General features: G+C 40.6%; 18 protein-coding genes. 10 read left to right on the plus strand and 8 right to left on the minus strand.

The window, feature by feature from the left end; all coding sequences use genetic code 11:
• Positions 1-68: 68 nt before the first annotated feature.
• The gene (locus SAE01_RS01945; protein ID WP_218029047.1) at positions 69-2,114 is read left to right on the plus strand and encodes a M13 family metallopeptidase; all 2,046 of its coding nucleotides are present in this window, start codon (positions 69-71) and stop codon (positions 2,112-2,114) included.
• A 243-nt stretch (positions 2,115-2,357) separates the two neighbouring features.
• On the opposite strand, the gene SAE01_RS01950 is transcribed toward SAE01_RS01945, so the two are convergent.
• A complete protein-coding gene (locus tag SAE01_RS01950; RefSeq protein ID WP_147201839.1) occupies positions 2,358-2,576 on the minus strand; it encodes a hypothetical protein in 219 nt (72 codons plus the stop codon).
• A gap of 338 nt (positions 2,577-2,914) precedes the next feature.
• On the opposite strand from SAE01_RS01950, the gene SAE01_RS01955 reads away from it, so the two are divergent.
• The gene (locus SAE01_RS01955) at positions 2,915-3,940 is read left to right on the plus strand and encodes a hypothetical protein (protein ID WP_147201840.1); all 1,026 of its coding nucleotides are present in this window, start codon (positions 2,915-2,917) and stop codon (positions 3,938-3,940) included.
• Between the two features lie 123 nt (positions 3,941-4,063).
• Here the strand turns inward: SAE01_RS01955 and SAE01_RS01960 are convergent, their stop codons facing one another.
• Complete coding sequence (locus SAE01_RS01960) at positions 4,064-5,494, minus strand: Gfo/Idh/MocA family protein (RefSeq protein ID WP_147201841.1); 1,431 nt, start codon at positions 5,492-5,494, stop codon at positions 4,064-4,066.
• A 282-nt stretch (positions 5,495-5,776) separates the two neighbouring features.
• Between SAE01_RS01960 and SAE01_RS01965 the strand changes: the two genes are divergently transcribed.
• The 7 genes from SAE01_RS01965 (at position 5,777) to SAE01_RS01995 (ending at position 17,169) form a co-directional block, all read left to right on the plus strand.
• On the plus strand, positions 5,777-6,058 hold the full coding sequence (locus SAE01_RS01965; protein ID WP_218029048.1) for a sensor histidine kinase: 282 nt from the start codon (positions 5,777-5,779) through the stop codon (positions 6,056-6,058).
• Positions 6,059-6,219: 161 nt separating this feature from the next.
• Entirely contained in the window at positions 6,220-8,187 is a 1,968-nt protein-coding gene (locus tag SAE01_RS24890; protein WP_147201842.1) for a tetratricopeptide repeat-containing sensor histidine kinase, read from the plus strand.
• A gap of 1 nt (position 8,188) precedes the next feature.
• Positions 8,189-13,045: a sensor histidine kinase gene (locus SAE01_RS24895; protein ID WP_246113135.1), complete on the plus strand. Its 4,857-nt coding sequence runs from the start codon at positions 8,189-8,191 to the stop codon at positions 13,043-13,045.
• A gap of 281 nt (positions 13,046-13,326) precedes the next feature.
• On the plus strand, positions 13,327-14,700 hold the full coding sequence (locus SAE01_RS01980) for a sensor histidine kinase (protein WP_147201843.1): 1,374 nt from the start codon (positions 13,327-13,329) through the stop codon (positions 14,698-14,700).
• Between the two features lie 21 nt (positions 14,701-14,721).
• Positions 14,722-15,102: a response regulator gene (locus SAE01_RS01985; RefSeq protein WP_147201844.1), complete on the plus strand. Its 381-nt coding sequence runs from the start codon at positions 14,722-14,724 to the stop codon at positions 15,100-15,102.
• Positions 15,095-16,132: an adenylate/guanylate cyclase domain-containing protein gene (locus SAE01_RS01990; RefSeq protein ID WP_147201845.1), complete on the plus strand. Its 1,038-nt coding sequence runs from the start codon at positions 15,095-15,097 to the stop codon at positions 16,130-16,132. Before SAE01_RS01985 ends, SAE01_RS01990 begins: the two co-directional genes overlap by 8 nt.
• A gap of 272 nt (positions 16,133-16,404) precedes the next feature.
• Complete coding sequence (locus SAE01_RS01995) at positions 16,405-17,169, plus strand: toxin-antitoxin system YwqK family antitoxin (RefSeq protein ID WP_147201846.1); 765 nt, start codon at positions 16,405-16,407, stop codon at positions 17,167-17,169.
• Between the two features lie 166 nt (positions 17,170-17,335).
• On the opposite strand, the gene SAE01_RS02000 is transcribed toward SAE01_RS01995, so the two are convergent.
• From SAE01_RS02000 to SAE01_RS02010, 3 genes are all read right to left on the minus strand, one after another.
• Positions 17,336-18,586 (minus strand): DEAD/DEAH box helicase, encoded by a 1,251-nt coding sequence (locus SAE01_RS02000; protein ID WP_246113136.1) that lies wholly within the window; start codon positions 18,584-18,586, stop codon positions 17,336-17,338.
• 338 nt (positions 18,587-18,924) lie between these two features.
• Positions 18,925-20,331, minus strand: a complete 1,407-nt coding sequence (locus tag SAE01_RS02005; protein ID WP_147201848.1) for a Gfo/Idh/MocA family protein — start codon at positions 20,329-20,331, stop codon at positions 18,925-18,927.
• Between the two features lie 200 nt (positions 20,332-20,531).
• Complete coding sequence (locus SAE01_RS02010; protein ID WP_147201849.1) at positions 20,532-21,176, minus strand: YdcF family protein; 645 nt, start codon at positions 21,174-21,176, stop codon at positions 20,532-20,534.
• 337 nt (positions 21,177-21,513) lie between these two features.
• On the opposite strand from SAE01_RS02010, the gene SAE01_RS02015 reads away from it, so the two are divergent.
• Positions 21,514-23,445 carry a beta-N-acetylhexosaminidase gene (locus tag SAE01_RS02015; RefSeq protein ID WP_246113137.1) on the plus strand — a complete coding sequence of 644 codons (1,932 nt, stop codon included), beginning with the start codon at positions 21,514-21,516 and terminating at the stop codon, positions 23,443-23,445.
• Positions 23,446-23,517: 72 nt separating this feature from the next.
• Here the strand turns inward: SAE01_RS02015 and SAE01_RS02020 are convergent, their stop codons facing one another.
• The 3 genes from SAE01_RS02020 to SAE01_RS02030 form a co-directional block, all read right to left on the minus strand.
• A complete protein-coding gene (locus SAE01_RS02020; protein WP_147201850.1) occupies positions 23,518-24,429 on the minus strand; it encodes a sugar phosphate isomerase/epimerase family protein in 912 nt (303 codons plus the stop codon).
• 119 nt (positions 24,430-24,548) lie between these two features.
• The gene (locus SAE01_RS02025) at positions 24,549-25,511 is read right to left on the minus strand and encodes a nitrilase family protein (RefSeq protein WP_147201851.1); all 963 of its coding nucleotides are present in this window, start codon (positions 25,509-25,511) and stop codon (positions 24,549-24,551) included.
• 43 nt (positions 25,512-25,554) lie between these two features.
• On the minus strand, positions 25,555-26,367 hold the full coding sequence (locus SAE01_RS02030) for a sugar phosphate isomerase/epimerase family protein (protein WP_147201852.1): 813 nt from the start codon (positions 26,365-26,367) through the stop codon (positions 25,555-25,557).
• Positions 26,368-26,414 lie beyond the last annotated feature (47 nt).

The following is a 26,414-nucleotide window of genomic DNA, read 5'->3' on the forward strand; positions in this document are numbered from 1 at the left end:
AACTTTTTGTAAAATGGATTTAGTGGCTGTGTCTGTAATGTAAATTTGTGGTTGAAAAACACACACCCATGAAAATAAATACTTCGATGCGTTTACTTACGACAGCCAGCCTTTTTGTTGTAAGTATAGTTTATGCGGGTCCAGGAAAAAACGACCCAAAAGTTTCAAAGTACGTCGACAAGTCAAACATGGATTTGTCAGTAAAGCCGGGCGATAATTTTTACCAATATGTAAATGGTAACTGGATAAAAAACAACCCGGTACCTGCTAGTAAAACCCGTTGGGGAAGTTTTGATGTTTTACGCGAAGAAAGCTCGCAACGGCTAAGAACACTGTTGGATGAATCGGCGAAGAACACCGGCAAAGACAGGAAGACGCAAATGATCGGCGACTTTTATGCGAGTGGCATGGACAGTGCTGCTATAGAAGCTGCAGGCATCATTGGTATCAAAGCAGATCTTGACCGCATTTCTGACATTAAAAACCTGCAGGCTGCTCTTACCGAAGTGGCTATGTTAAGAACAATGGGTTACAGCAGTCCCATCTTCCGTTTCGGAGTACAACAGGACAGAAAAAATGTAGATCAATACATCCCCCAGGTAAACCAGGGAGGAACAACTTTACCTGATCGCGATTACTACCTCAAGAACGATCCGCGTAGCATGCGCATCCGTGAGGCTTACAAAACTTACTTGCAACAGTTATTTTCACTAGCGGGCGAAGAACCCGTGAAAGCCGCTGCAAGTGCGGATGCAGTAATGCGTATAGAGACAGCGCTTGCTAAAGTGCAATACAGTCGTGTTGAGCAACGTGATCCTTATAAAACCTATAACAAGTTTGCAATTAAAGACCTCAATGCTTTAACTCCCGACATGAATTGGAACAACCTATTTGTTCAAATGAAGGTTCAGGCGGGTGATAGTGTTTTGGTTGATAACCCGGCATTTTTAAAAACTGCTGATTTATTGTTAGGCGTGCTTCCCCTAAACGATTGGAAAAGCTACCTGCGTTGGTCGGTCCTAAAAAGCAGCGCGCCTTATTTAACGACTCCTTTTGTAGAAGCTAATTTTAAGTTCACACAAGTCCTTTCTGGTCAAAAAGAGCAAACTCCAAGATGGCAAAGAATTGCTGGCTTAGTGGATGCTTCGTTGGGAGAGATGTTAGGCCAGCTGTACGTCGAAAGGTATTTCAAGCCCGAGGCTAAGCAAAGAATGGTTGATCTTGTAAATAACTTGCAAACAAGCTTCGAGGAAAGAATTAAGCGCCTTGACTGGATGAGCGAAGCCACCAAGAAAAGAGGTATCGAAAAACTACATGCCTTCACTAAAAAGATCGCTTATCCTGATAAGTGGAAAGAATATGAAGGTCTGAACGTTTCGAGGAAAGATTTTATAGGCAACGTTCGCAGGGCCGACATGTGGGAGTATAATGATATGATTAACCACATGGGTAAGCCTGTCGATCGTACACGTTGGGGTATGACGCCGCCGACTATCAACGCTTATTATAGCCCTGTAAATAACGAGATTGTTTTTCCAGCCGCTATTCTGCAATCGCCTTTCTTCGATTTTGGTGCTGATGATGCGATTAACTATGGAGGTATTGGTGCTGTCATAGGACATGAAATGACTCACGGTTTCGACGACCAGGGCCGCCAGTATGCAGCCACCGGAAAACTGGAAGATTGGTGGACAAAAGAAGACGCTGATAAATTTAAAACCAAGGCTGACCAGGTTGTAAATCTTTACAACAGTTTTACCGTGCTGGATACAATGCACTTAAATGGAAGACTGACGCTTGGTGAAAATCTCGCAGACCTTGGTGGTTTAAGCATGGCTTATGATGCTTTCACGAAGACAAAACAATTTAAAGAGAATCAGAAAATAGATGGATTTACGCCAGCACAGCGCTTCTTCTTAAGCTGGGCGCAGGTGTGGCGCAGCAACACTGTTCCTGAAACGCAGGCTCAGTTGGTGCTAACTGATCCTCATTCACCAGGCATGTACCGTGCTAACGGTGCCGTTATGAATATTGATGCGTGGTACACGGCATTCAACGTACAACCTGGAGATAAGATGTTTATTCCGAAGGAAAAAAGAACCTATATCTGGTAGTAACAAAAAGTATCGTTCAATAAAAAGGTCCACATTTTTGTGGACCTTTTTTATTGACTAAGCATTTGTTTTTTATAGCATCATCGTTGTGTCACTCCCTTGTGCCTTTATCAAAATTGCATCGCTGTGGCCTTCATGCAATTTTAAATATTTGTAAAGTAAGCACGCGGTGCTATCGAATATTTTAGAAATAACAATGGCCGATGCGTAAACATCAGCCACCATAATTAGAGAGATAAAAGATTACTTAGAAGATCCTTTTGATGGAGCCTCTACCTTTTGTTTAACCTTAACTCCTTTATACCTTTTATTCTGCTTTTTCCTGAAAGTGTTCGCGACCTTCTGACCAGGAGTAGATGTTTTTTTCACTTTGGTTTTTTCGACCGTTTGTGCTATTGACGATGTTGGTAAAGCAAAAGCACTTGCAAAGGATACGAGTAATAGAAAAATGATTTTTTTCATAAATTAAATTTCCAATTATTCACAAATAATCATGCCAATAAATCAACAAGAAACTAAGAATGAAAGTGTTACACCGATCACGAGCGCGATTTGCCGGTCAAGTAGCAGTTAAGAATAGCATGAAAAAATTACAGAGTTGATGGGTTAATCAGTTGTAGTGCTGTAAAAATTTATAGGCCCGGTTAAACATAAAGAAAATTATTAGCATAAAGCAGTTACTTGTCTCGACATGTAAGCGGAGGATTTATACCATTAGTATAAAAGAATGGAAGGGGTTTGAGAATATTTATTAATTATGTAAATTAATACCTCCTTTACAACCCTAACTATCTAATAGAATGAAGGCCGTTCGACCCACAATTTTCTGTTGCTTTTTGTTTATCGGTACCATCTTGTCGGCTCAGAAAGTGGACAGTGTAAGATTTTTTGTTGATGAGCCCCCACTCAACGTTACCCTTACTACAGACATGGGAAAACTAATGAGCGAAAAGATGAAAGGCGAACTTTTAAAAGCAACCTTCTCAACTAAACTTTACGATAGCACTGTGGTAGACGAAGAAATTCGAATCAACGCGAGAGGTGTCTACCGCAGAAAATATTGCTACATCCCGCCGATGCGTTTAAGTTTCCTAAATACTTCTTCGTCGAGGCTCCGTTCGCTTAAAGCTTTAAAAATGGTTTCTGGCTGCACCATTAACAAGCAGGCAGAACAACTATTGTTGAAAGAATATCTCGTCTATAAAATTCACAATCTGCTTACCCCTAAAAGTTTTCTTGCCAGGTTAGCCAAAGTAACCTACAGGGATAGCAAAGGCAAAAAGAAGCCTTTTACTCAGTACGCATTCTTTCTCGAGAATGTTGATGCTATGGCAAAAAGAAATCATTGTAAAGAGTGGAAGAGCGGTCCAGTAAATTATAATATGCTTGAGCGCGAAGAAACAACTATGATGTTTGTCTTTCAATATATGATTGGCAATACCGATTGGGGCCTCACAAACAATCACAACCTGAAAATAATCTATGGTAAAAAGGATACCAGTACAACGCCTTTTGCAGTTCCTTACGATTTCGATTATTCAGGGTTGGTAAATGCCGAATATGCTGTTCCTAACGAAGAGTTAGGTATAACCAATGTAGTGCAGCGGTTATACCGGGGCTTTCCAAGATCGACTATGGAGTTGCAGGCTGTTTTCGATGTTTTTAACAGGCAAAAGGAAAAAATCTATAATGTCATCTCAGACTTCGAGCTGCTTGACAAGCGCAACAAAAAAGAAATGCTTGCGTACCTCGACGACTTTTATAAAACCATTAGTCAAAAATGGGAGGTGCAGTCCATCTTCATTAAGAATGCCCGGCAGCAATAAGGGGAACTGGTCTTAGGGCTGCAAAGAATTACGACGGCACAAGTGTGCGACTCAACAAAAGCAAAATAGAAAAGTGTAGCCGGGTTAATAAATAACCAACTACACTTAGGAAATTTATAAGCATTAAATATTCAGGTTATAAGTTCCCCTGTATTGTCTTTTTACAAACTGATTTGCCGGTTCAAAATTGGTGATGCGTTGATTTTCTCCATCCCACAATAATTGTTTTCGACCCGGGTAAGTGATTTCACCTTTCGAATTTTTTTCCTGGTAGTTGTAACTCTTCACGGCAAGATTACCCATCAAAACGGTTTCAGTAAGTGGACCGCTTTTGTCAAAAGACGAACTCGTGTATGTGCCGTAACCCTTCTTGCAGGCATTTACCCACTGCGTTTGGTGCCCTTCGGTACCACGCTCAACAAAAGGATATTTCGACCCAGGCAAAGTAGTTTCTTTCATTCTTTTAGTTGGTAGCAAAGTTGGATTTCTACCAAACAGGCCCGCCATCAGTTTGCCTTTCGTTCCTTCGAAAATAATTCCACCATCCCATTCTCCCATTTGCTCAACGGGCATTAGTTCGTCCGGTCTTCTTGGTTTTATACCGCCATCATACCAAACGAGTTCTACAGGTCCCATTGTTTTTCGGGCAGGAAACTTAATATAGGTAACCGACGAAGGTGGATAGCTGTCGGTGTAAACCTCCTCTTTAAAAAAGCCGCTAAACACAGAACCAACGCTGCACGAAACGGCAACCGGGTATCCAAGATTTAGGGCACGATATGGAACATCAATAAAATGGCAACCCATGTCACCCAACGAGCCGGTACCAAAGTCTGTCCAGCCACGCCAGATGGCAGGCAAATAAATCGGGTTAAAGTCGCGATACGGAGCAGTGCCTAACCACAAATCCCAGTCAACCTCTTTTGGTATATCAAACTTACCCGTTGGCGTTGGTATTCCCTGTGGCCACGTAGGACGATTGGTCCAGACATGCACCGTATGCACGTCGCCGATTACACCTTGTTGTATCCATGTTTCTACTTTGCGCGTATCGTCGCCACTACTGCCCTGGTTACCCATTTGAGTGACAATTTTATATTTTGCTGCAGCCTTGGTCAGTACCCTTGCCTCGTAAATGTCATGGGTTAGCGGCTTCTCACAATACACGTGCTTACCCAATTGCATCGCAGCGAGTGCAATGGGTGCATGCATATGATCAGGCGTAGTAATTATTACAGCATCAATGTTCTTGTGCTCCTTATCAAGTAGCGTTCGATAGTCTTTATAATAAGGTGCGTTTGGCCATTTTGCCCTTGCCTTCACGGCCATGCGATCATCTACATCGCATAGTGCAGCAATGTTCTCTGCACCATTGTTCCATGCGTAGGGTAGGTTTACTTCTGCCTTTCCACCCGCGCCAATACCCGCAATATTTAGTTTGTCACTAGGGGCAACGAAACCTCTTCCCAAAACGTGGCGAGGCACAATGTAAAAGCCTGCTGCAGTAAGTGCAGTGTTTTTAATAAAGCTCCGTCGGCTGTTATTGTTATTCATTTTTAAGCAATTGTTAGAGCGTGAATGAGTGTTATAAATGTAAGAATTTTTATCCTTGGAAAGCTTGAATATAAAGCCTGGTTTAGTGCAAATAAATCTTTTATGGGCCCAGCAGTGGCTCCTCAATCTATCATTCGTTGCGTCGCACACTTGTACTTTTTGTTTAGATGCATCTTTTGAAAAAACTATAATCTACGTTTCCTTTTGATTAACTTTCTCAGGGGTACTAAAAAGTAGGTTTATAGAACTCGTGCAACACCCTTCTATCCAATTTATGAAAAAATGAAAAGATTGAATAAAACGTTCAAAGCTTTAGTTTCAGTAACTACAAAAAGAGTCGCTGATAAAGTAGAGATTACAATAAAAGACAATGGTATAGGCATACCACAGAAAGCAGTTGATAAAGTTTTTCAACCATTCTTTACAACAAAACCAACAGGGCAGGGAACGGGGTTAGGATTGTCGTTAAGCTATGATATTATAAAGGCGCATGGTGGAGAGCTCCAAGTGGAAAGTAAAGAAGGCCTAGGGGCAGAGTTTATTATTCAATTGCCAATTATCTGAACAGGGATTTGTGAGAAGGGCGTACATCCCATTTATCTCATAAATCCCATAAATCCCCGTTCAAACAACTTATGATCTTGTAGAAGCGCATAGAGTCGAATTGAACATGAAGACAAAGGGAGGGCATTCTTAATTCAATTATCAGTAAAACTCGGCTTTTTATGAGATACAATTTTTTGCATATTCTCATCATACTAATTGCCAACAATGCTTTTGCACAATTTGTAGACTCAGCTAAAGCCAGGCAAATGTTTGCTACAAGTGTTAGTGATTCTACAACCTTGATTTCGCATTTGTACCTATCAAAGATTTTTATCGATATAAACAATGACAGCAGTATTAGCCATGCTCGACAAGCTTACCAGTTAGCATTAAAATTAAAGTCAAAGAGTTATCAGGCTCAGTCTCTAGATTTGATGGGCGCCGTGCTTTTAAGAAGAGGTAATTTAGATCAATCTCTTGATTATTTACTTCAATCTAATTCAATTTTGAGTTCCTTAAACGATATTCATTTCCTAAAAATTAACAACAGAAATATTGCTGGTGTTTATAAAAGTTTGAATGATTATGATAGAGCAAGGGGGTACTATTTATCTGGATTAAATATTCCGCTTTCAGGAGACTCAACTGCTCGAAGCTGGCTACTTATGGACATCGGTGATTTGTACCTGCAAATGGGTAAGTTAGACTCGGCCCTTTACTACACAAAAAAATCCATCGATATTATATCTCTGCTATCTGATCGGGTCGGTAATAAGTATCTGCCTGTTGCTCTACTTACTTTAGGGAAAATTCTAGAAAAAAAAGGTAATGTGTATGAAGCACAACAAAAATATCGGCAAGCTGTAGAAGTAGGACTAAAGTTTCATAATCTACAAGCCGCCGCCGAAAATTATATAGCTATTGCACATTTATTTAAAAAAAGCGGTAAGACAGACTCTTCGTTTATCTATGCGAAAAAAGCTTTTGATATAGCAATTAAAGTAAATAATCCAAAATCTATTGCGGTAGCAAGTTCATTTTTGAAAGATTACTATAGAAGTAAAAATAATTTTGACAGTGCTTTTTTATACCAAGAAATTGGAAGCGCAGCTAAAGACAGTTTATTAAGTCTTGAAAAGATAAGGCAAATACAAAATCTATCTTTTAAAGAACGATTGCAACAACAAGCAATACAAGACGCAAAAAACGAACTAAGGAACAGGGTAAAAGTATATAGTCTTGTTGCAGGATTAGTTATACTTATAGGAGCAGCTTTGTTTCTTTATAGAAACAATCGGCAAAAGCAGAAAGCGAATGCTTTACTGAAATTTCAAAAAGAACGAACTGAACGGGCATATGAGCAATTAAAGGCTACTCAAGTTCAACTCATTCAATCAGAAAAAATGGCATCTCTTGGAGAACTAACAGCAGGCATCGCCCACGAGATCCAAAACCCTTTAAACTTCATTAACAATTTCTCAGACTTCAATACAGAATTGATAGAAGAGTTAGAACAAGAGGCAGACAAAGGAAATCTTGTTGAACTGAAATCAATAGCAAATGACATTAAAGAAAACGAACGAAAAATCAACCATCACGGCAAGCGAGCTGATGCAATAGTAAAAGGCATGCTCCAACATTCTCGTGCAAACACGGGCAAAAAAGAACCAACTGATATTAACGCTTTAGCCGATGAATATCTACGACTAAGCTATCATGGCTTAAGAGCAAAAGACAGAGACTTCAATGCAGACTTTACAACAAACTTTGATGCACAAGTAGGTAAGATCGACGTTGTTCCCCAAGACATAGGAAGAGTTTTATTGAACGTATACAACAACGCTTTTTTTGCAGTTTTTGAAAAAATGAAAAGATCGGATAAAACGTTCAAACCTTTAGTTTCAGTAACGACAAAAAGAGTCGCTGATAAAGTAGAGATTACAATAAAAGACAATGGCATAGGCATACCACAGAAAGTAGTAGATAAAATCTTTCAACCATTCTTTACCACAAAGCCAACAGGGCAGGGAACAGGACTTGGCTTATCATTAAGCTACGACATTGTAAAAACACATAGTGGAGAGATAACAGTGGAAAGTACTGAGGGCGACGGAACTACCTTTATCATAACCATTCCAACAACTTAATATGGAAATTCAACAGGTAGGGTTGCTGTTAGAAAAAAATGCGGAACTAGAAAAAGTGTTAGCCGCAAAAAACCGGGAGTTGGAAATAGAAGCGGCATTGGAACGGGTGCGATCAAGGGCCATGGCTATGCACCATAGTCATGAATTAGCAGAAGCGGCAAACTTGTTATTTCTACAGGTCCAAACATTAGGTTTGCCTGTTTTAAGTTGCGGTTATAATATTTGGGAAAGGAATGAGACTATTTGCATGGCATGGATGAGTGATCAAAGCGGCTTAATTCAACAACCTTTTAAAATACCGCTAACAGAAAGTCCGGCCTTTATCAAGTTTTATAATTCTAAACAAAGAGGTGAAGAATTTTACACTGAGGAAGTACGCGGAGAAGCCTTGGCTGCTCATTATCGGTACATGATTACACTTCCGGGCTTTGAAAAAATCGTAAAAGGATTTGAAAAAGCTGGATTTACACTCCCCACTTCTCAAGTTAACAACGTCGTAAATTTTTCACACGGCAACTTGGTTTTTATTACCTACCAACCTACTCCCGAGGCTCATGATATTTTTAAACGTTTTGGAAAAGTTTTTGATCAAACCTATACACGTTTTCTTGACCTACAGAAAGCTGAAGCGCAAACCAAGGCTGCTCAAATTGAGCTTGGTCTGGAGCGTATAAGGACGAGGGCCATGGCGATGCAGAAATCGGATGAACTGGCCGAGGCAGCGAAGCTCCTTTACAATGAGTTGAGAGCGCTCAACATTAACCCCGTCTCATGCGGATACATGTTTGTGAATGAAGAACAACAAACACAAACAGCGTGGGTTACTTTGCCAGATGGAACCCTATTGCCTGATTATATCGTTTTCCCCTTATCAGGTGATCAGACTTTAAACGACCGATATAATGCCTGGAAGCAAAAAGAGCCGCTTCACAAGGCCAGGTTAGAAGGCGAGGAAAACAAAGAACATCATCGTTTTTTAGCCTCACAGGTACCCGCGGATATTTCAGCAAACATTTTTGCCCACATTCCAGACAACATCGTTTTTTACAGCGCTAACTTTTCAGCCGGCTATTTGATGATCATTGCCGCAGAATCATTTTCTTCTGAAGACGAACAAACCATCATACGCTTTGCAAAAGTTTTTGAAATAACCTACACCCGTTTCCTTGATCTGCAAAAGGCGGAAGCACAAGTAAGAGAAGCGCGAATTGAGGCAGCGTTGGAACGCGTTCGTTCGAAGGCGTTGGCAATGCACAAAAGCGATGACCTTCAGCAAGCGGCAGTAACGCTTTTTAACGAGCTTGAAAAAATCGAACCGCAAATCCTGCGTTGCGGTATTGCTATTCTTGACCCAATGAGGCCAAGAGCTGATGTTTGGATTGCGGTAAAAGGAAAGGAAGGAAATGCAATTCAAGTTTCTGGCAGTGAGCCGCTAGACACCCATCCCATGCTTCTTAACGCATACGAAGCATGGAAGCGGCAGGAAGACTATTCTCATCAGCTTCAGGGGGACGAGTTAATGCAGTATTATAATTCTATGGCTGTAAATACATTTCAAGCAACAGTTTCAGAAAGCCACAGCAGCAGCAATTTGGCCTACGGGCAGCGTTATTTCAACGCGGTGTTCACCCACGGATCCCTTTTCGTTTTTTTTAACCAATCTGGTTCAGAAGCAGTAGTTGCATTGGTGAAGCGTTTTGTTAATGTATTTGACCTGGCTTATAAGCGTTTTTTAGATTTGGAAAATGTCGAGGCGCAAGCAAGAGAAGCACAAATCCAACTGGCTCTAGAACGGGTAAGGGCAAGAACAATGGCGATGCAGAAAAGTGATGAACTTACTGATGTGGCGGCGTTACTGTTCAGGCAAGTAAGTGATCTTGGAATAAAGACTTGGACGACCGGTTTCAATGTTTGGAGTGAAGACAATAACTTTTATACCGACTATATCACAAATCCGCAAGGTGGGTTTATGGATCCATACGTTATCGACGCGAGCATAATGCCGATTTCTATTAAGTTGCGTAACGCCAAAATAAGGGGCGAAGAATTTTTTGTTAATTCTGAAGAAGGAGAGGCTCTTGCAGAGGTCTATCGTGAATTAGCGAAGTTTGGAAAAGATCAATTTAAGGGAGTATTGGAAAGCGGGTTTGAGTTTCCAACGAGTCAATATGAACACTTTGTCTTCGGGTCGAAGGTTAGCCTCATCTTCATTACGTATGAGCCGGTACCTAAAGCACACGATATTTTTAGGCGGTTTGGAAAAGTTTTCGAACAGACTTACACCCGCTTTCTGGATCTGCAGAAAGCAGAGGCGCAGGCAAGAGAGGCCAGAATTGAGTTGGCATTAGAAAGAGTTAGAGCAAGAACGATGGCAATGCAGAAAAGCACTGAGCTACTTGAAATATCGTCTTTGCTTTTTGAACAAGTAAAAGAATTGGGAGTAACGGCTATACAAAATTCTATTGGAATCGTTAACGAGGAAGCCGGTTTTGTTGAATTATCTACAACTATTTATGGCAGTCATTTACTACGTACGCTTAATGTGCCAATCAATGATCCTTTTTTGATGGTTAAAGCAGTTGCTGCATGGAAAGCAAAACAGACTTCATTAACACTCAAGTTTGAAGGACAGGAATTAAAGAACTACAATGAATTACGAAACAGTTTTTACGAAAAGAAAGTAAATTTTCCTGAAGACTGCTGGTTTGTTTATATCAATTTCTTTTCAAAGGGATGGCTTTCGTTTTCTTCCGATAGAGAGGTATCCGGTGATATTCTCGTAGTACTAAGAAGATTTGCGGCTGTCTTTGAACAGACTTATATCCGTTTCCTCGATTTGCAAAAAGCAGAGGCGCATGCACGGGAGGCCCAAATAGAAGCGGCTATGGAACGGCTGCGAACAAAAGCGATGACCATGCAAACCTCTGGTGAGCTCGCTACTGTTGTTAAGTCATTGTATATCGAGTTGAAAAGACTTGACGAGTCACTGAACAGGGCTTTTATTATGATGTTTGATGAGCAAACTGGAGGTGTAACCTGGTGGATGGCAGGTGATGATGAGGCTTTAACAGAACAGGCCTACCGCATCCCTTATAGCAACAACCCGCCGCAACTCGCCTACCTAAAGGGTTGGAAAGAACGGCAGGAAAAGTGGCTGTACGTGATGGAAGGAAACGAAAAGAAAGAGTGGGATGCATTTCTTTTCAATGAAACCGAACTATCCACCTTACCGCCTATTGTTATTCAATTTATGAAGTCGTTTGAAAAAATCTACTTATCCGCATCCTTCAATAGTTTCGGATGCCTGACGACGGGCAGTGTTCAATCGCTTAGTAGTGAGTCCTTCGATATTTTGGTTCGATTTTCTAAAGTTTTCGATCTTAGTTACACCCGATCCCTCGATTTAAAACAGGCGGAAGCGCAGGTGAAAGAAGCAAAAATAGAAGCTGCCCTTGAAAAGATAAGAAGCAGTTCGTTGACTATGCACCATTCTAACGAACTGGTAAGTGTTATTGGCGTGATGTTCGAAAAATTGAAAGAGTTAGACGTACTACTTGGTACTGTTGCTATATGGCTGTTTAACAAAGCAACGATGGATTCCATTTTTTGGGTAGGTAATGATTGGCAACAGCCTGCTATGGTTCATCTTCCGTACGATGAGCAATTAATGAAAGAAGACACTAATTATAAAGATGGTTGGGAGGCCTGGCTTAGTGGTGAGAGCTTCATAAATAAAGAGTATAGTAAACAACAAAAAGATAGATATTTCGAGTACGTACTGGCCCACAACGACCTCGTAGCCATTCCTCCTGCAGCAAGAGAGATGCTTATTCAAGCGAACAAATATATTGCTTGCTTACTGGTAGAAAAACATTCTGCCTTGTATTTTGATTGCTGGCACGGGGCAACATATAACGAAGAAAGTGTCGAGATACTGAAAAGAGTTGCTAAAGTCTTTGAGCAAGCCTATGTACGGTTCCTTGATCTGCAGAAAGCAGAAGCACTTGCTGTACGGGCTGAGCAAGACCTGGCAGAAATAAAAGCAGCGAGGAAAAAAGCAGAAGAGACACTGGTTGAACTAAAGTCGACGCAGGCTCAACTTATACAGGCTGAAAAGATGGCTTCACTTGGAGAGCTGACTGCCGGCATCGCTCACGAAATCCAGAACCCCTTAAACTTCGTCAACAACTTTTCAGAAATCAACAAAGAACTTCTTGAAGAACTAAAAAGCGAATTGAACGAAGGAGATAAAGAAAATGCAATTTCGATTGCGAATGATGTTATAAATAATGAACAAAAAATAAATGAACATGGTCGCCGGGCGGATGCCATTGTGAAAGGCATGCTCCAGCATTCGCGTGCAAACGCAGGCAAAAAAGAACCAACAGACATTAATGCTTTAGCAGATGAATATTTGCGCCTAAGTTATCATGGCTTAAGAGCTAAAGACAAAAACTTTAATGCGGACTTCACAACAGATCTTGATGACAACGTAGGTACAATAAAAGTGGTTCCGCAAGACATTGGAAGAGTTTTGCTCAATCTATACAACAACGCTTTTTATGCAGTTTTTGAAAAAATGAAAAGGTTGGATAAAACGTTCAAACCTTTAGTTTCAGTGGCCACAAAAAGAGTTGATAATAAAGTAGAAATTATTATAAAAGACAATGGTATCGGTATTCCTGAAAAAGTAGTAGATAAAATTTTTCAACCATTCTTTACAACTAAGCCAACAGGGCAGGGGACGGGGTTAGGCTTGTCATTGAGCTATGATATTATAAAGGCACATGGCGGTGAATTGAAAGTGGAGACAGAAGAAGGAAAAAGCGCAATTTTCATTATTGAGCTACCAATATAATTTGAGCAAATTTCCAAAAAACTGAAAAACTCGTATTGCAAGCATCTTAGGTATTATTTACAGAACCAAATTAATAAGACCTATTATGCCGAGAAGCTCTTGAGGCTATGAAAAAATAGGGTACAAGGGAGTGACACAACTTAAGATGCGCAACGCATTCTTTGCTCATACAAAAAGAGAAATAAAAATTTGTGGTTTAAGTAAACGGCTTTTCATTATTTTAACGCAAATTTTTATACGGATCTTTCCGATGCTGCTGAGCTAAATATCTATAACCCCTTATGTCAGGAGAACTCATACTTGCTTTTTTTCTTGTCAGGTACTTTCGACAATCTCAGCCTGATTCTTCGCCTTTTAAGAAATGGGATAAACAGCTTTTACAGACGATGTATGTAATTGCTGCTCTTGGGGTTCTTGATCTGGTTGTATTTAAAAATTCTGTCCTTAACTGGGTAGCACATTTTTTTCTTTTAGGTGCCATTGGTATTGCTTATGTTCTGCCTGAACTTCGATTTTTTAGGAACACAGTCATTGCTGTTTTACCCTTTGCCATCGTATCTTTTTTAACGGACGTGGTGGGTTTAATTCATACGCCTTTCTTTCAGAAGATTGAGGACTATTTCGAGATTATACAGATTTGTACAGTTGCCTGGATGATAGCCATGTTGATTGGCGTAAACAAGCAAAGGAAAGCGCTTGAAAAAGAACGGCAAAAGAGAGAGATTGAAGAGGAACAGAACAGGTTCATAGCAGCTCGTAGAGCGGAACTTGAAACAATGGTTGCAGCCAGAACATCGGAGCTACTAACGCAAAAAGAAGAACTTGAGCATGCACTAATGGAACTACGCGAGACCCAGGTGCAGCTAATACAAAAAGAAAAAATGGCATCGTTAGGAGAACTGACTGCAGGTATCGCACATGAAATTCAAAACCCTCTGAATTTTGTCAATAATTTCTCTGAAGTAAATAAAGAACTGTTGGATGAAATGGAGCACGAAGTCGACAAGGGCAATATGGCTGAGGTGAAGGAGATCATGAAGGACATTAAGGAGAATGAAATAAAGATCAGCCAACACGGTAAGCGAGCGGATGCAATTGTAAAAGGAATGTTGCAGCACTCCCGGTTAAGCTCAGGAAAAAAGGAGCCAACAGACATAAATGCTTTAGCAGACGAATATTTAAGATTGAGTTACCACGGTCTTCGCGCTAAAGACAAAAGTTTCAATGCAACTTTTAAAACGGATTTTGATGAATCGATAAAAGAAATAGAAGTTATTCCACAAGATATTGGGCGTGTTTTGTTGAACTTAATAAACAACGCTTTTTACTCGGTGAACGAAAAGAAGAAAGCGTGGAGTCAAACCCCTAACACTGATAGGTATGACCCAATTGTTTATGTTGCTACAAAAAGGCTGGATGGTAAGGTGCAAATTTGTGTAAAGGATAATGGAATGGGAATTCCGCAAAAAGTGCTTGATAAAATTTATCAGCCTTTCTTTACAACCAAGCCAGCGGGACAGGGTACGGGTCTTGGTCTGTCGCTTAGCTACGAAATTTTGAAAGCACATGGAGGCGAGTTGAGAGTAGAAACCAGGGAAGGTGAGTTTGCGCAATTCATAATGGAACTGCCCTTTGCATCAGTTGATAAGGTATAAATAAAAACGTATATTGATATTATGAAAATATTAGTTGTAGATGATGAGCAAGACATGCAGACTTTGTTTCAGCAAAGGTTTAGAAAAGAAATAAAAGAGGGCCTTGCCAACTTTGCTTTTGCTAATTCGGGCGAGGCAGCATTGCAGTACCTTCAGCAACATCATCACGAGGCAGTATTAATTCTCTCTGACATTAATATGCCGGGGATGAGTGGACTAGAATTGCTTCAGCATATCAAACAGAAATACGCTACACCTCCACCTGTAGTCATGATGATTACAGCGTACGGAGATAGCGAGAATTATAATACAGCTATGCAATTGGGAGCAGACGATTTCCTGACCAAGCCGATCGATTTTCAACTTTTAAAGGAAAAATTAAAAATTAAGGTTAATGGCTAAAATATTAGTTGCGGATGATGAAGTCGATCTTGAAATGCTCATAAAGCAAAAGTTTCGCCGGCAGATTAGAGAAAGCAAATACGAGTTCATTTTTGCTTTGAACGGAAATGAAGCCTTAACGAAGATGCAACAGCACTCTGATGTGGAAGTCGTGCTAACTGATATTAACATGCCTGAGATGGACGGCCTCACACTTCTTACAAAATTAAATGAGGTAAGCCCCTTGGTAAAGACTGTGATGGTATCAGCCTATGGAGATATGGAAAATATTCGCACCGCTATGAATCGCGGAGCCTTCGATTTCGTTTGCAAACCCGTCAACTTCCAGGATCTTGAACTAACCATAGAAAAAACAATCTTACATGTAGCACAGTTGCGCGAAACTTTAAACGCGATAAAAGAAAACAACATTCTTAGGATGTATGTAGACGAGAATGTTTTAAAGTTCATGAGTGGTACCGAGTACGAAAAAAGCTTATTGCAAAACGAAACGGTTGAGGCAACAGTTGCTTTCATTGATATCTGCAGCTTCACTTCAATGACCGAGAAGGAGCCGCCAAATGAAGTGGTTACCCTTCTTAACAACTACTTCGACGTGATGGTAAAGGAGATCATTGGCCAAAAAGGATACATAGATAAATTTATCGGGGATGCAATCATGGCGGTTTTTAGAGGAGATTACCATTTAGACAGGGCTATAGAAGCTTGTCTTGCAGTGCGAAAGCAGATCGAAAGTATACCTCCCCAACCGGGAAAATCTTATACGCCTAAGGTATCAATAGGCGTAAACAGCGGCGAAGTAATTTCAGGTAACATCGGTTCAGCAGATCTCAGGCGCCTCGATTATACAGTTATCGGCGATGTTGTCAATACCGCACAAAGGTTGCAGTCTATTGCTCAGGCGGGGCAGATTGTAATCAACCACAATTCGTACGAAAAGATAAAGGAGTCTTTTAACTGTGAAAAAATAGGTGAGGTTAGCCTAAAAAATAAAGCAAAGCAGGAGGTCGTGTACCAGGTGATGAACTAAAATTTTATTCTTGTTCTAACCAGCTTTCAATCTGTTCCCGACATCGTTGTGTCACTCACTTCGACTATAACTATTTTCTGTACTTCTTCCAGCCAGTGTGATAACCGCCTAGATATGGGAGAGATTTCTCCATTTTCAAAAAATCTCCTTATTTTCCTTCAAACCTTTCTGAAATCTTAATCTCAGTTCGGCGAATTAATAATAGAACATCCACCTTTTCGTTTATGAAAAGAAAATTCAGTTAAACCTATTTTGACCATTACTAATTATCTATGAAAAAAGTTCTACTGCTTGTCGTTGTAATCTTGTTAACGCATTTCTGCGTTTTAGCCCAAACTGATACTTCTTTTTTATATTTCAATAAAAGCTGGAAGAGTTGTAATAAAGACACGGCCTTTTATTATGCCACCATTTATAAAGATGGCAACGTTTGGAGTAGGAAAGATTATTGGATGAAAGGAAATATTTTGCAGATGGAGGGCTCTTACCTGAAGAAAGATTGCAAAACTGAAGATGGATTATTTAAATGGTATAGGGAGAACGGAACCTTAATAAATATAAAACTCTATGAAAAAGGAAATACAAATAACATAACGATTTATTACGAAGACGGTAAAAAGAGGGCTACGGCTTTTTATAAGAAAAACGTTCAAACTAACGCTATTGGTTGGGACGAAAATGGACAAGAAATTCCGGATTTTGTTTTTGAGAGAGAAGCAAAATTTCCCGGAGGACTTATTGGTTGGCGAACGTATCTTGAAAAGAACTTAAATAGTAATGTTGCCGCTGATGCAAATGCACCTGTTGGTGCTTATACTGTCAAGGTTCAATTTATCGTGAATAAAGAAGGTGCAATAGAAAACGTGCACGCGATTTCTGTTCCTGAAAAATGTGTTCAATGCGGAGTGGAAGCAATCAGGGTTATAAGCAATGGACCAAGCTGGGAGCCGGCGATACAATATAACAGACGAGTAATTTACCAGGCACTCCAGTACGTAAGTTTCCAGGTAGCAGAAGAGAAGAAAGGGGGATCGTAGCACTGTTGATGCCTCAAAACAGGGCTATGGAAAGCTCCGTAAAGATTTGCCGTAGAAGGGTGTGACACAACTATGCTCCATAGCATTTAAATCGCTGGACAGAACAAAATTTTAAAATTTTCCATAAAAGCAAAAAGCCCTTCAAAATGATCGAAGGGCTTTTTCTTTATAATGCTGCTTTTGTCTTAGCAATTGTATTTCTACTCCAAGGTGTGCGTTCTCTTCTTTGAACGCTATTATGCCTCGGTGTTGCCACGGACCTGTTGATGTTATTAGGATGTGCGGTAATCATTTTGCCTTTGCTGCTATGATAAGGCTGGTCTTCTATGATAGGAATATTTTTAGCTATCAGCTTATTAATATCCTTCAGGTAAGCCCTTTCTTCAGCGTCTACAAACGATAACGCAATTCCACTTGCACCGGCACGACCTGTACGGCCAATACGGTGAACATAGTTTTCAGCTACGTTTGGCAAGTCGAAGTTGATTACGTGCGTAAGCGCATCGATATCAATGCCCCTGGACGCAATATCTGTCGCAACAAGCACTCTCAATTCGCCTGTTTTAAACCTTGACAAAGCACGTTGCCTTGCAGTCTGTGACTTTTCTCCGTGAATGGCATCAGCATAGATATCTGCACGATTAAGAAACTTGGCAACTTTATCAGCGCCATGTTTAGTCCTCGTGAATACCAACACATTTTTGATATTTGAATCCTGCAAAATATGCAGCAGCAGAGACGGCTTGTTTTCTTTTTCTACAAGATAAACTGCTTGTTCAACCTTTTCTGCAGTAGAAGAAACTGGCGTCACTTCGACTTTTACAGGGTTTTCTAAAATGGTATCTGCAAGGGAAGCTATTTCTCTTGGCATAGTCGCGGAGAAAAACAACGTTTGTCTTTTTGTTGGCAACTTTGCTATCACCTTTTTTACGTCATGGATGAAACCCATGTCAAGCATACGGTCTGCTTCATCTAACACGAACATATCTATGTTCTGTAGGTTGATGTGTCTTTGATCCATCAGGTCAAGCAAGCGACCCGGTGTGGCGATCAAAATATCGATACCGTACCTTAATGCATTTACCTGTGGCACTTGAGAAACGCCACCAAAAACAACAAGGTGACTAAGTCCCGTATACTCACCATATGCCATAAAGCTTTCGCCAATTTGTATAGCTAGTTCACGAGTTGGAGTAAGTATGAGTGCCTTTATTTGCTTTGGACCTCGTTGTGCAGCTTTCTGCTGATGCAATATTTGCAAAATTGGAATGGCAAAGGCCGCGGTTTTACCGGTACCGGTTTGAGCACAACCCAAAAGGTCTCTGCGGTCTAAAACAACGGGAATAGATTTTTCCTGGATAGGAGTAGGATTGGTATATCCTTCGGTTTTGAGCGCCTTTAAAATGGGCTCAATCAAATTTAAATTTTCGAATAACAATTGAAAATAATTTATAAAAAAGTAATTACAACCTTCCAAATTGTATGTGAAGATTGATTGAATATTCTGCTCATTGTAAATGACCAGATGAATGCTTTAAAGAGAAGGAAGATTATCGGGTCTGCTAGTCAGAGAGTATATGAATGGTGCAAATGTAAGGGAGAAATATGAAAAGAAATGGTAAAGGTTAAACATTGATTTATTTAAGCGATTGAAGCTGAATGCTTTTGTTGGTCGTATGACTGATAATGCCCGGAAATAAAAAAAGGTGTAGGGATCGTTTAACCCTACACCTTTTACCTAACACCGAAAAATTCCTATCCTTTAGTAAGCTTCATAGTTTCAGGATCCCAGTTCACAATTTTCTTTTGAAAATAGCTGTCGTTACAAGCAAGGGCAGGAGCTGCTGCACGAAAGCCGAATGTGGCATCTTCTACCACCGGCTTTCCTGTTCGCATGCTGTCAAAGAAATTAGTGATGTGCTGTAAATGCTCATTAAATCCCTGCGGATTTTTGTATTCGATGTCCGGCTTTGTTGGGCGTTTCCTCTCTTCGGGAGTCCATTTCTTATTGTATTCCTCCTGCAAAGCATCCTGCATTGCTTTTGGATACGTACCTACTGCATCGTATCCACCAAAGCCTGGCGCTTTAGCCATAATGCTATGGTGAACTTTCAATCCGCCGCCGTTTATTTCAATAGTTCCTTCTTCGCCAGTAAATTTTATCATTTCCTGGCCACCTGTTCCGCTTACAAAATTTACCTGCAATGTGAGTTCGAACGCGGGATGTTCTGCTGTTTCCGGATATTGCATGATCCCAGTCATTACATCTGGTACGTTACGGCCGTCCTTCCAGTAAGACAACTGGCCTGCAGAGAAGATTTTTGTAGGACCTTTTGATCCTGTAATTACGTGCGTGCCTGACAGCAAGTGAACAAAAAGGTCTCCTGCAACGCCAGTCCCAAATTCTTTATAGTTCCGCCACCAGAAGAACTTCTTGGGATCGAAAGGGATTTTACCCATTCCGGCGATATATGCATCCCAGTCAACAGTCTCAGGGGATGCATTGTTAGGCATTGTATATTCCCATGCACCTATTGCATCCTGTCGGTCGTACACTGCATTTACCATATTTAGTTTACCTATCTCTCCTGATTTGTACAACTCGCGGGCCTTGTCATACACCAAACTGCTAACACGTTGGCTTCCGACTTGCATTGTTTTACCGCTTGCTTTTTGCGCTGCAATCACCCCCGCGCCTTCACTTATCTTATGCACCATAGGCTTTTCGCAATACACTGCCTTGCCCTGCCGCAAGGCGTCTTTGGTAATGCGTGCATGATAATGGTCGCTGGTAACGATCAAAACAGCATCAATATCTTTTCGATTGAGAATTTCGCGATAGTCCCTTGTAGTAAAAAGGTCTTTACCATATACTTCTTTAGCTCGTTCCAGCCTTCCGGTGTAAAGATCTGCTGCTGCAACCAATTCCACCCCCGGTACTTTCAAAGCCTGCCTCACATCATTATTGCCTTGGATCCCCAAACCTATAAGACCAATTTTTATCTGGTCGTTGGGGGATATTCTCTTTTCATATTGCAAAATGCGCTCTTCTGCCTTCTCCCTGGCAGCGAGACTCGAAAGTGGACTTGAAGCAAGAAATAATCCTGTTGCCCCAATTTGTTCAAGAAATTTTCTACGTGAGGAATGACTTTGTTTTGACATGCAATTCGTTTTTACAACACTAAATGATTTTTGAAAAAAGTACGTTAGAAATTTGAAGTTAAGGAATATGAATAAATGAAAAGTGAAATGAATAAATTATTGAAATCACACCAGTTTCCTTTTTGTAAGAAGGCAGCGTTGCCTCTTTTTCACCTGAGCGTTTTTTTCCTTCTGGTAGTTTTAACCTTTTTAGGACATATTTAAATAAGGTGCTCATCAAATCCAAGTTTGACTAGTTTTTCAAAAGCTTCCCAGATATCGCCAGGTATTGGTTGATAGATTTGAAAGCCTTTTTCCGCATAAATTTTTATTCGCTGCAAATCACCAATCATTATGTGAATTACTTTTTCCATTGAAATTTCATCGTTGGGATAGTCGCGAAAAGATATTTGTGGAGACGTGACGATCAACTTCTTGTCGGGCCAGTGCTTTTTAAAAGTCGCAAAGCTTCTTCTTTCCATGTATGGCTTCTGTACTACGATAAATGACTGTGGCTCGAGGTTGTGCCGCTCGAGTAGTTGCCGGGTAAAAAGAATATTCTCTCCTGTGTTTGTTGATTTGTTTTCTATTAAAATTCTTTCTTGCGGAACTCCCATTTCGATTGCGATTTTTGCAAACTTGTCTGCCTCCGTTTCTGTCCACATGTCTTCAGTCAAACGGCCAAGTCCGCCAGAAAAAATTAGTAATGGGGCCCACTGTTGCAGGTAAAGCGCGGCTGCTCTTACCGCAACTCTTACATCATGACTTCCCAGGACAAGTATACAATCTGCCTTTTCAAGGCTATTATTTACATGGTGATAATCCCAAACTTTTTGTGCGAGTGCGATCACTTCTTCTGTCATCATAGTAGACGAAAATAAGGGTAATACGGTATTTGTTGTCGTTGGGCAACGATTAAGATTTGAGTTGATTCTTTTTGTAACAGTGATGTAGATAAAGGCGCTTTTATTGCTCAATAAAAAAAGAAAGTACAAGTGTGCGACGCAACAAAAGTTGAAAGTGGTAAAAATGCCGGGTAAAAAATATTTACTTCAACACGAATGCTGTGTAGATTGCACATTAAGTATTTGGAAGGATAGGTAGAAAAATAAATAATTGGAGGTTAAAATACTTTTGCCCCTCTTTTAGGTAACAAACCAATCTTTACAACTACAGATAATTTCTGAAAACAAAAGTAAATTAATGATGAAAAAAACGATGACGCTTGGCCTTGTTTTGGCTTCTTTCTTCAATGCTATCAGCCAGGGCTCAACGCCCGTGGTATCTGTATTACCCCAACCGGCTTCGGTACAAACCGGCGCTGGAAATTTTCTACTAAAAAAGACAACCGCAATTGAAGCGTCTGCTACAGATGCAGATGCAAGAAGGGTTGCCGGCTATCTTGCAAAAAAATTATCTACTGCTACCGGTTTTTCAATTCCGGTAAAAACGGCCACTTCTGGTTCAAACCTTGCCGCGAACATTCGATTGATTTTGTCTGCTGACACAACCTTGGGGATAGAAGGTTACAAATTGAGTGTTGTTCCGAATTCTGTAACAATTACTGCTTATAAACCTGCCGGGCTCTTTTACGGAATGCAAACTCTTGTGCAATTGTTTCCCAAGGAGATCGAAGGTAGTGCCGTGGCAAAAAACGTAAGTTGGACCGTACCTGCGACAACTATCACTGATAAACCGCGCTTTGGCTGGAGAGGACTAATGTTTGATGTCAGCCGCCACTTTTTTACTAAGCAGGATGTGAAGGATTACATTGACCAAATGGTCCGTTTCAAATTTAACCTGCTCCACTTACACCTGACTGATGATGAAGGCTGGAGAATACAGATAGAAGGCCTTCCGAGGTTGACGGAAGTTGGTGCATGGAATGTAAAAAAGGTCGGTTATTTTGGAACCTTTTCTCCACCAACGCCGGACGAGCCAAAGGATTATGGAGGATTTTATACGCAGGCTGATATTAAAGAAATCGTTCAATATGCAAAGGAACGATTTGTAAATATTCTGCCTGAAGTGGATGTTCCTGGTCATAGCCTTGCCGCTGTAGTTGCTTATCCTGAACTTTCTTGTACCCCTGGCGCCGATAAATACCAGGTAAGATCAGGCGAGGTAATTATGGACTGGTCTCACGGTGCACCACCCATTGCTCTTATCGACAATACGCTTTGCCCTGCGAACGAAAAGGTGTATGAATTCATGGATAAGGTAATGACTCAGGTTGCGGCCCTTTTCCCATTTGAATACATCCACGTGGGTGGCGACGAGTGCCCTAAAAACTTTTGGGAGAAAAGCGATGCGATAAAGGGTTTGATGGCCAAAGAAGGTTTAAAGAATATGGAAGAGGTGCAAAGCTATTTTGAAAAGAGACTTGAGAAGATTGTTGAATCAAAAGGTAAAAAGTTTCTTGGTTGGGATGAAATTTTAGAAGGCGGACTTGCACCAAGTGCAGCAGTAATGAGCTGGCGCGGCATGAAGGGTGGGATAGAAGCAGCGAAGATGAAACATGAAGTAGTAATGAGCCCAACGAATTATGCTTACATCGATTATATGCAAGGCGATCCAATCGTCGAGCCACGAGTGTATGCAACCCTTCGCTTAAATGACGCCTATAAGTTTGAAGCTGTTCCTGAAGGAGTGGATCCGATTTATATAAAAGGTGGCCAGGCGAATTTGTGGACAGAACAGGTTTACAACATGCGTCATGCGCAGTATATGACGTGGCCGCGCGGTCTTGCTATTTCAGAGGCGCTTTGGTCTCCTAAACAAAGCAGGGATTGGAACAAGTTTTACCCTCGGGTAGAAAACCAGTTTAAACGTTTTGATGTGGCAGAAGTGAAGTATGCCCCGAGTGTATACGACCCAGCTTTCAAAGTTTCTAAAGGAGCCGATAGTCTTTTGCATATTGAGTTAAGTACAGAAATACCTGACCTCGATATCTACTACACTTTTGATAATTCTTTTCCCGACAGATTTTATCCTAAATATTCTACTGCAATCACCCCGCCGAAAGATGCTGTAATGCTTAGAGTAATTACTTACAGAGGCAAAGAACCTAAAGGAAGAATGATTACAATGCCTATCGCGGAACTGCAAACGAGGGCAACACCAAGAAGAAGGTAAGGCTCGTTATAAAACACGAAAGCCATCCAGTATTTGGATGGCTTTCGCGTTTTATAGATTTTCCCTCTAAAACTATTTATAGCCCCATTTTCTCATAATGGCTAAATCCTCCTTGCAATCGTCTAAAGGGTTACGTCCCTGGTAAGATTCCTGTTCGATAATCAGGTATTTTGATCCACCGGCTTTTTTTACAAAGTCGAGGTTCGCTTTTAGGTTGATAATGCCTTTCCCAAGAATTGTACTTTCATACTTTTCACCTGAGCCAGCGCTTTTTATTTCATCCTTTACATGTAGTGACTCAAATCTTCCGGGATGTTTTCTCAAAACATCTTCAGTCTTAGCCCCGCCGTTATACAGGTTGCCCATATCCAACTGGTGTATAACTAAAGCAGGGTCGGTATTCTTAAGAATGATATCGTACAGCATCATGCCGTTCATCTTTTCGCTAAACTCAAAATCGTGGTTGTGATAGCCGAATTTCATGCCTGACTTTTTACACAACTCCCCGCTTTTATTAAACACTTCCATGTAGCGCAAAGTGTCGTCGTAGGTTTTGCGAAGGCTTGCATCGAGCCATGGACTTATTACGTAAGACTGACCCAAAATGGCTGCATCTTCAACCGTTTGTTTCCAGGAATCTGAAAACTCTTTCTTCTGGCTGTCCCAGTGCTGCGGTCCCATCACCGTATGACCGCTTGGCATTTTTAAGCCAAGGTCATCCAGCACTTTTTTAAATTCTGTTGGCGTCCACCCGTACAATTTCCTATTTACATAGTTGGCGTGTTCAACATGGGTGTAGCCCATCTCACGAAGTTGTTTTAGTGTAGCCAACGGGTCTTTTTTCATATCGTCTCTTACACTGTACAGTTGTATTCCAACTATCTGTTTTGTTTTTTTTGCTGCAAAAGCTTCGTTACCAAAAGCCATTGCGCCAGCAGCAACAAGAGAACTGTTTTTCAGGAAAGCACGGCGTGTAGTATTCATACTATATAATTAAAGTGGAAAAGAAAGATGTTTACGATTTGTTGGAAGAAGATTAAATCTATGATTTTTAAAGCATTTTAAAAAAGTCGATAAAAACCTTCAAAGTAGAAGAAACCTATTTATTCTTCCTGTTGTTCTTTCTCGAGCCATACAACATGTTGCTCTGCTTTATGAGGTTCCCCGATAATGTCTCCATACAAATCAGGTCTTCTGGCTTTTTTATATCGGTAACCTCCGGCGTCAATTAATTTTTGTGGGTTGATTACAGCCGTTGCAATGTCATCTCCCAATGTTCTGCATTCTGCTATAACGTCACCGAAAGGATCGATGATCATAGAACAACCATTTTTCAACTGGTCGTCATCCATGCCAATAGGGTTAGAAAATACAACATAGGCTGCGTTATCATATGCTCTTGCAGGTAGCCATTTCATCAGCCAGCCACGGCCTTTCATTCCGTCAAATTCAAGTCTCAGAGAAGTTGGATCGTTCTCCCTATTCTCCCACAGCTTAGGATCAACAAAACCAGCTCCCGGCCTGGGCGAAGGAGTGCACATGGTAACATGAGGCATAAAAATAATGTCGGCACCAAGCAAATTTGTTGCACGTACGTTTTCAATTACATTACTATCATAGCAGATTAGAATTCCACACTTCCACCCCGCGATTTCAAATACCGTATAAGAGTTCCCAGGTGTCAAATGAGGATTGATAAAAGGATGCAACTTCCTGTGCTTTGCAACGAGCCCGTTTTTATCAACGCACACATATGCTTTGTATAATTTGTCTTCTTTGTCTTTTTCGAAAAGCCCTGCTAGAACAGTAATATCATGTTTGCCTGCAATTTCGGTAAGCCTTTGTATGCTTTCTCCGCCGGGAATTAGTTCAGCAAGTTCAATCATTTGCTCTTTGCTTAAATGCCGCGCAAAAGTGTACCCGGTAATGGAGCACTCATGAAAAGCAACAGCAGTTGCCCCTTGCTGTGCGGCCTTTTCGGCCAGCTTTTCGATCGTGTCTAAGTTGTACGCTTTGTCCCCGCTTTTATTTTCAAACTGGGCAGTGGCAATCTTTATGTTATTCATAAAATCTATTGTTTGTTTTAGTTGGAAACCAGAAATCGGAAATTCATTTATATCGCTCCCTTAACAAGGTCATCATGTACACATTCACTTCCCATTGATCAACGATTGGTTGTTTGGTATAAGGAAGCAAAGGCATGTAGGGCGGCGCTCCAAATTCGGAAGTTATTGTAAATATTTCGCGGTTATTTTTTCGCTGCAATTCTATCACTTTGTCCCAACAATCTAAATGTTGCTGTAAAGCTTCATTCCATTCTGGCGCTCTTGGATCTGTGATTTGTGGCCCTTCGATAAATCCCACTCTAGAATGTATATGCTCAGTTCTCGAGATAGCCAGTTCTACAGCTTCGACCTGGTCGTGCAAGTACGTTTCAGCAGTATTAAACCAGTGAGATATATCTAAAGTGATCTTTAAATCTTCAATTTTTTGAAGGTATGTTTCTGTAATGTGAGCAGCGAAACTAAACTTCCCTCTATGTGTTTCATGTATAACCGGTACCCCTGTTTCTTCAGCTATATTTTTGGCTAAATCAATAAGCTGCTTGTTTTGCTCGAAAGTAAAATAATCCTTTCCCGTTTGGGTATTGATGAAAAGAGGTTTGGCTTCAGCAAGCGAACGAAGCCTCCATTCAAACTCCTTATAATGTTCTTCAAATGTTGGATTAATTGTTTCCCAATGTTGTCCAATAAATTCAAGTCCAAAACTTTTAATCTCACTCAGTATTTCTTCTTTTTCTTTTTGGTCCGTAGGTAAACTTGCTTCTATTCCATCATAGCCCGCATCTTTTACATTTGTCAAAAAAGTCTTCCACAGAGTAAGTTCTTGCCCCCAGCGGGGACAGAAAAATAAAAGTTTCATCAATAAATTTTACTTGCCTAAATTTAATTAATTCGATTTATTTTAAA

Source organism: Segetibacter aerophilus (assembly GCF_007991655.1).
Taxonomy (GTDB): domain Bacteria; phylum Bacteroidota; class Bacteroidia; order Chitinophagales; family Chitinophagaceae; genus Segetibacter; species Segetibacter aerophilus.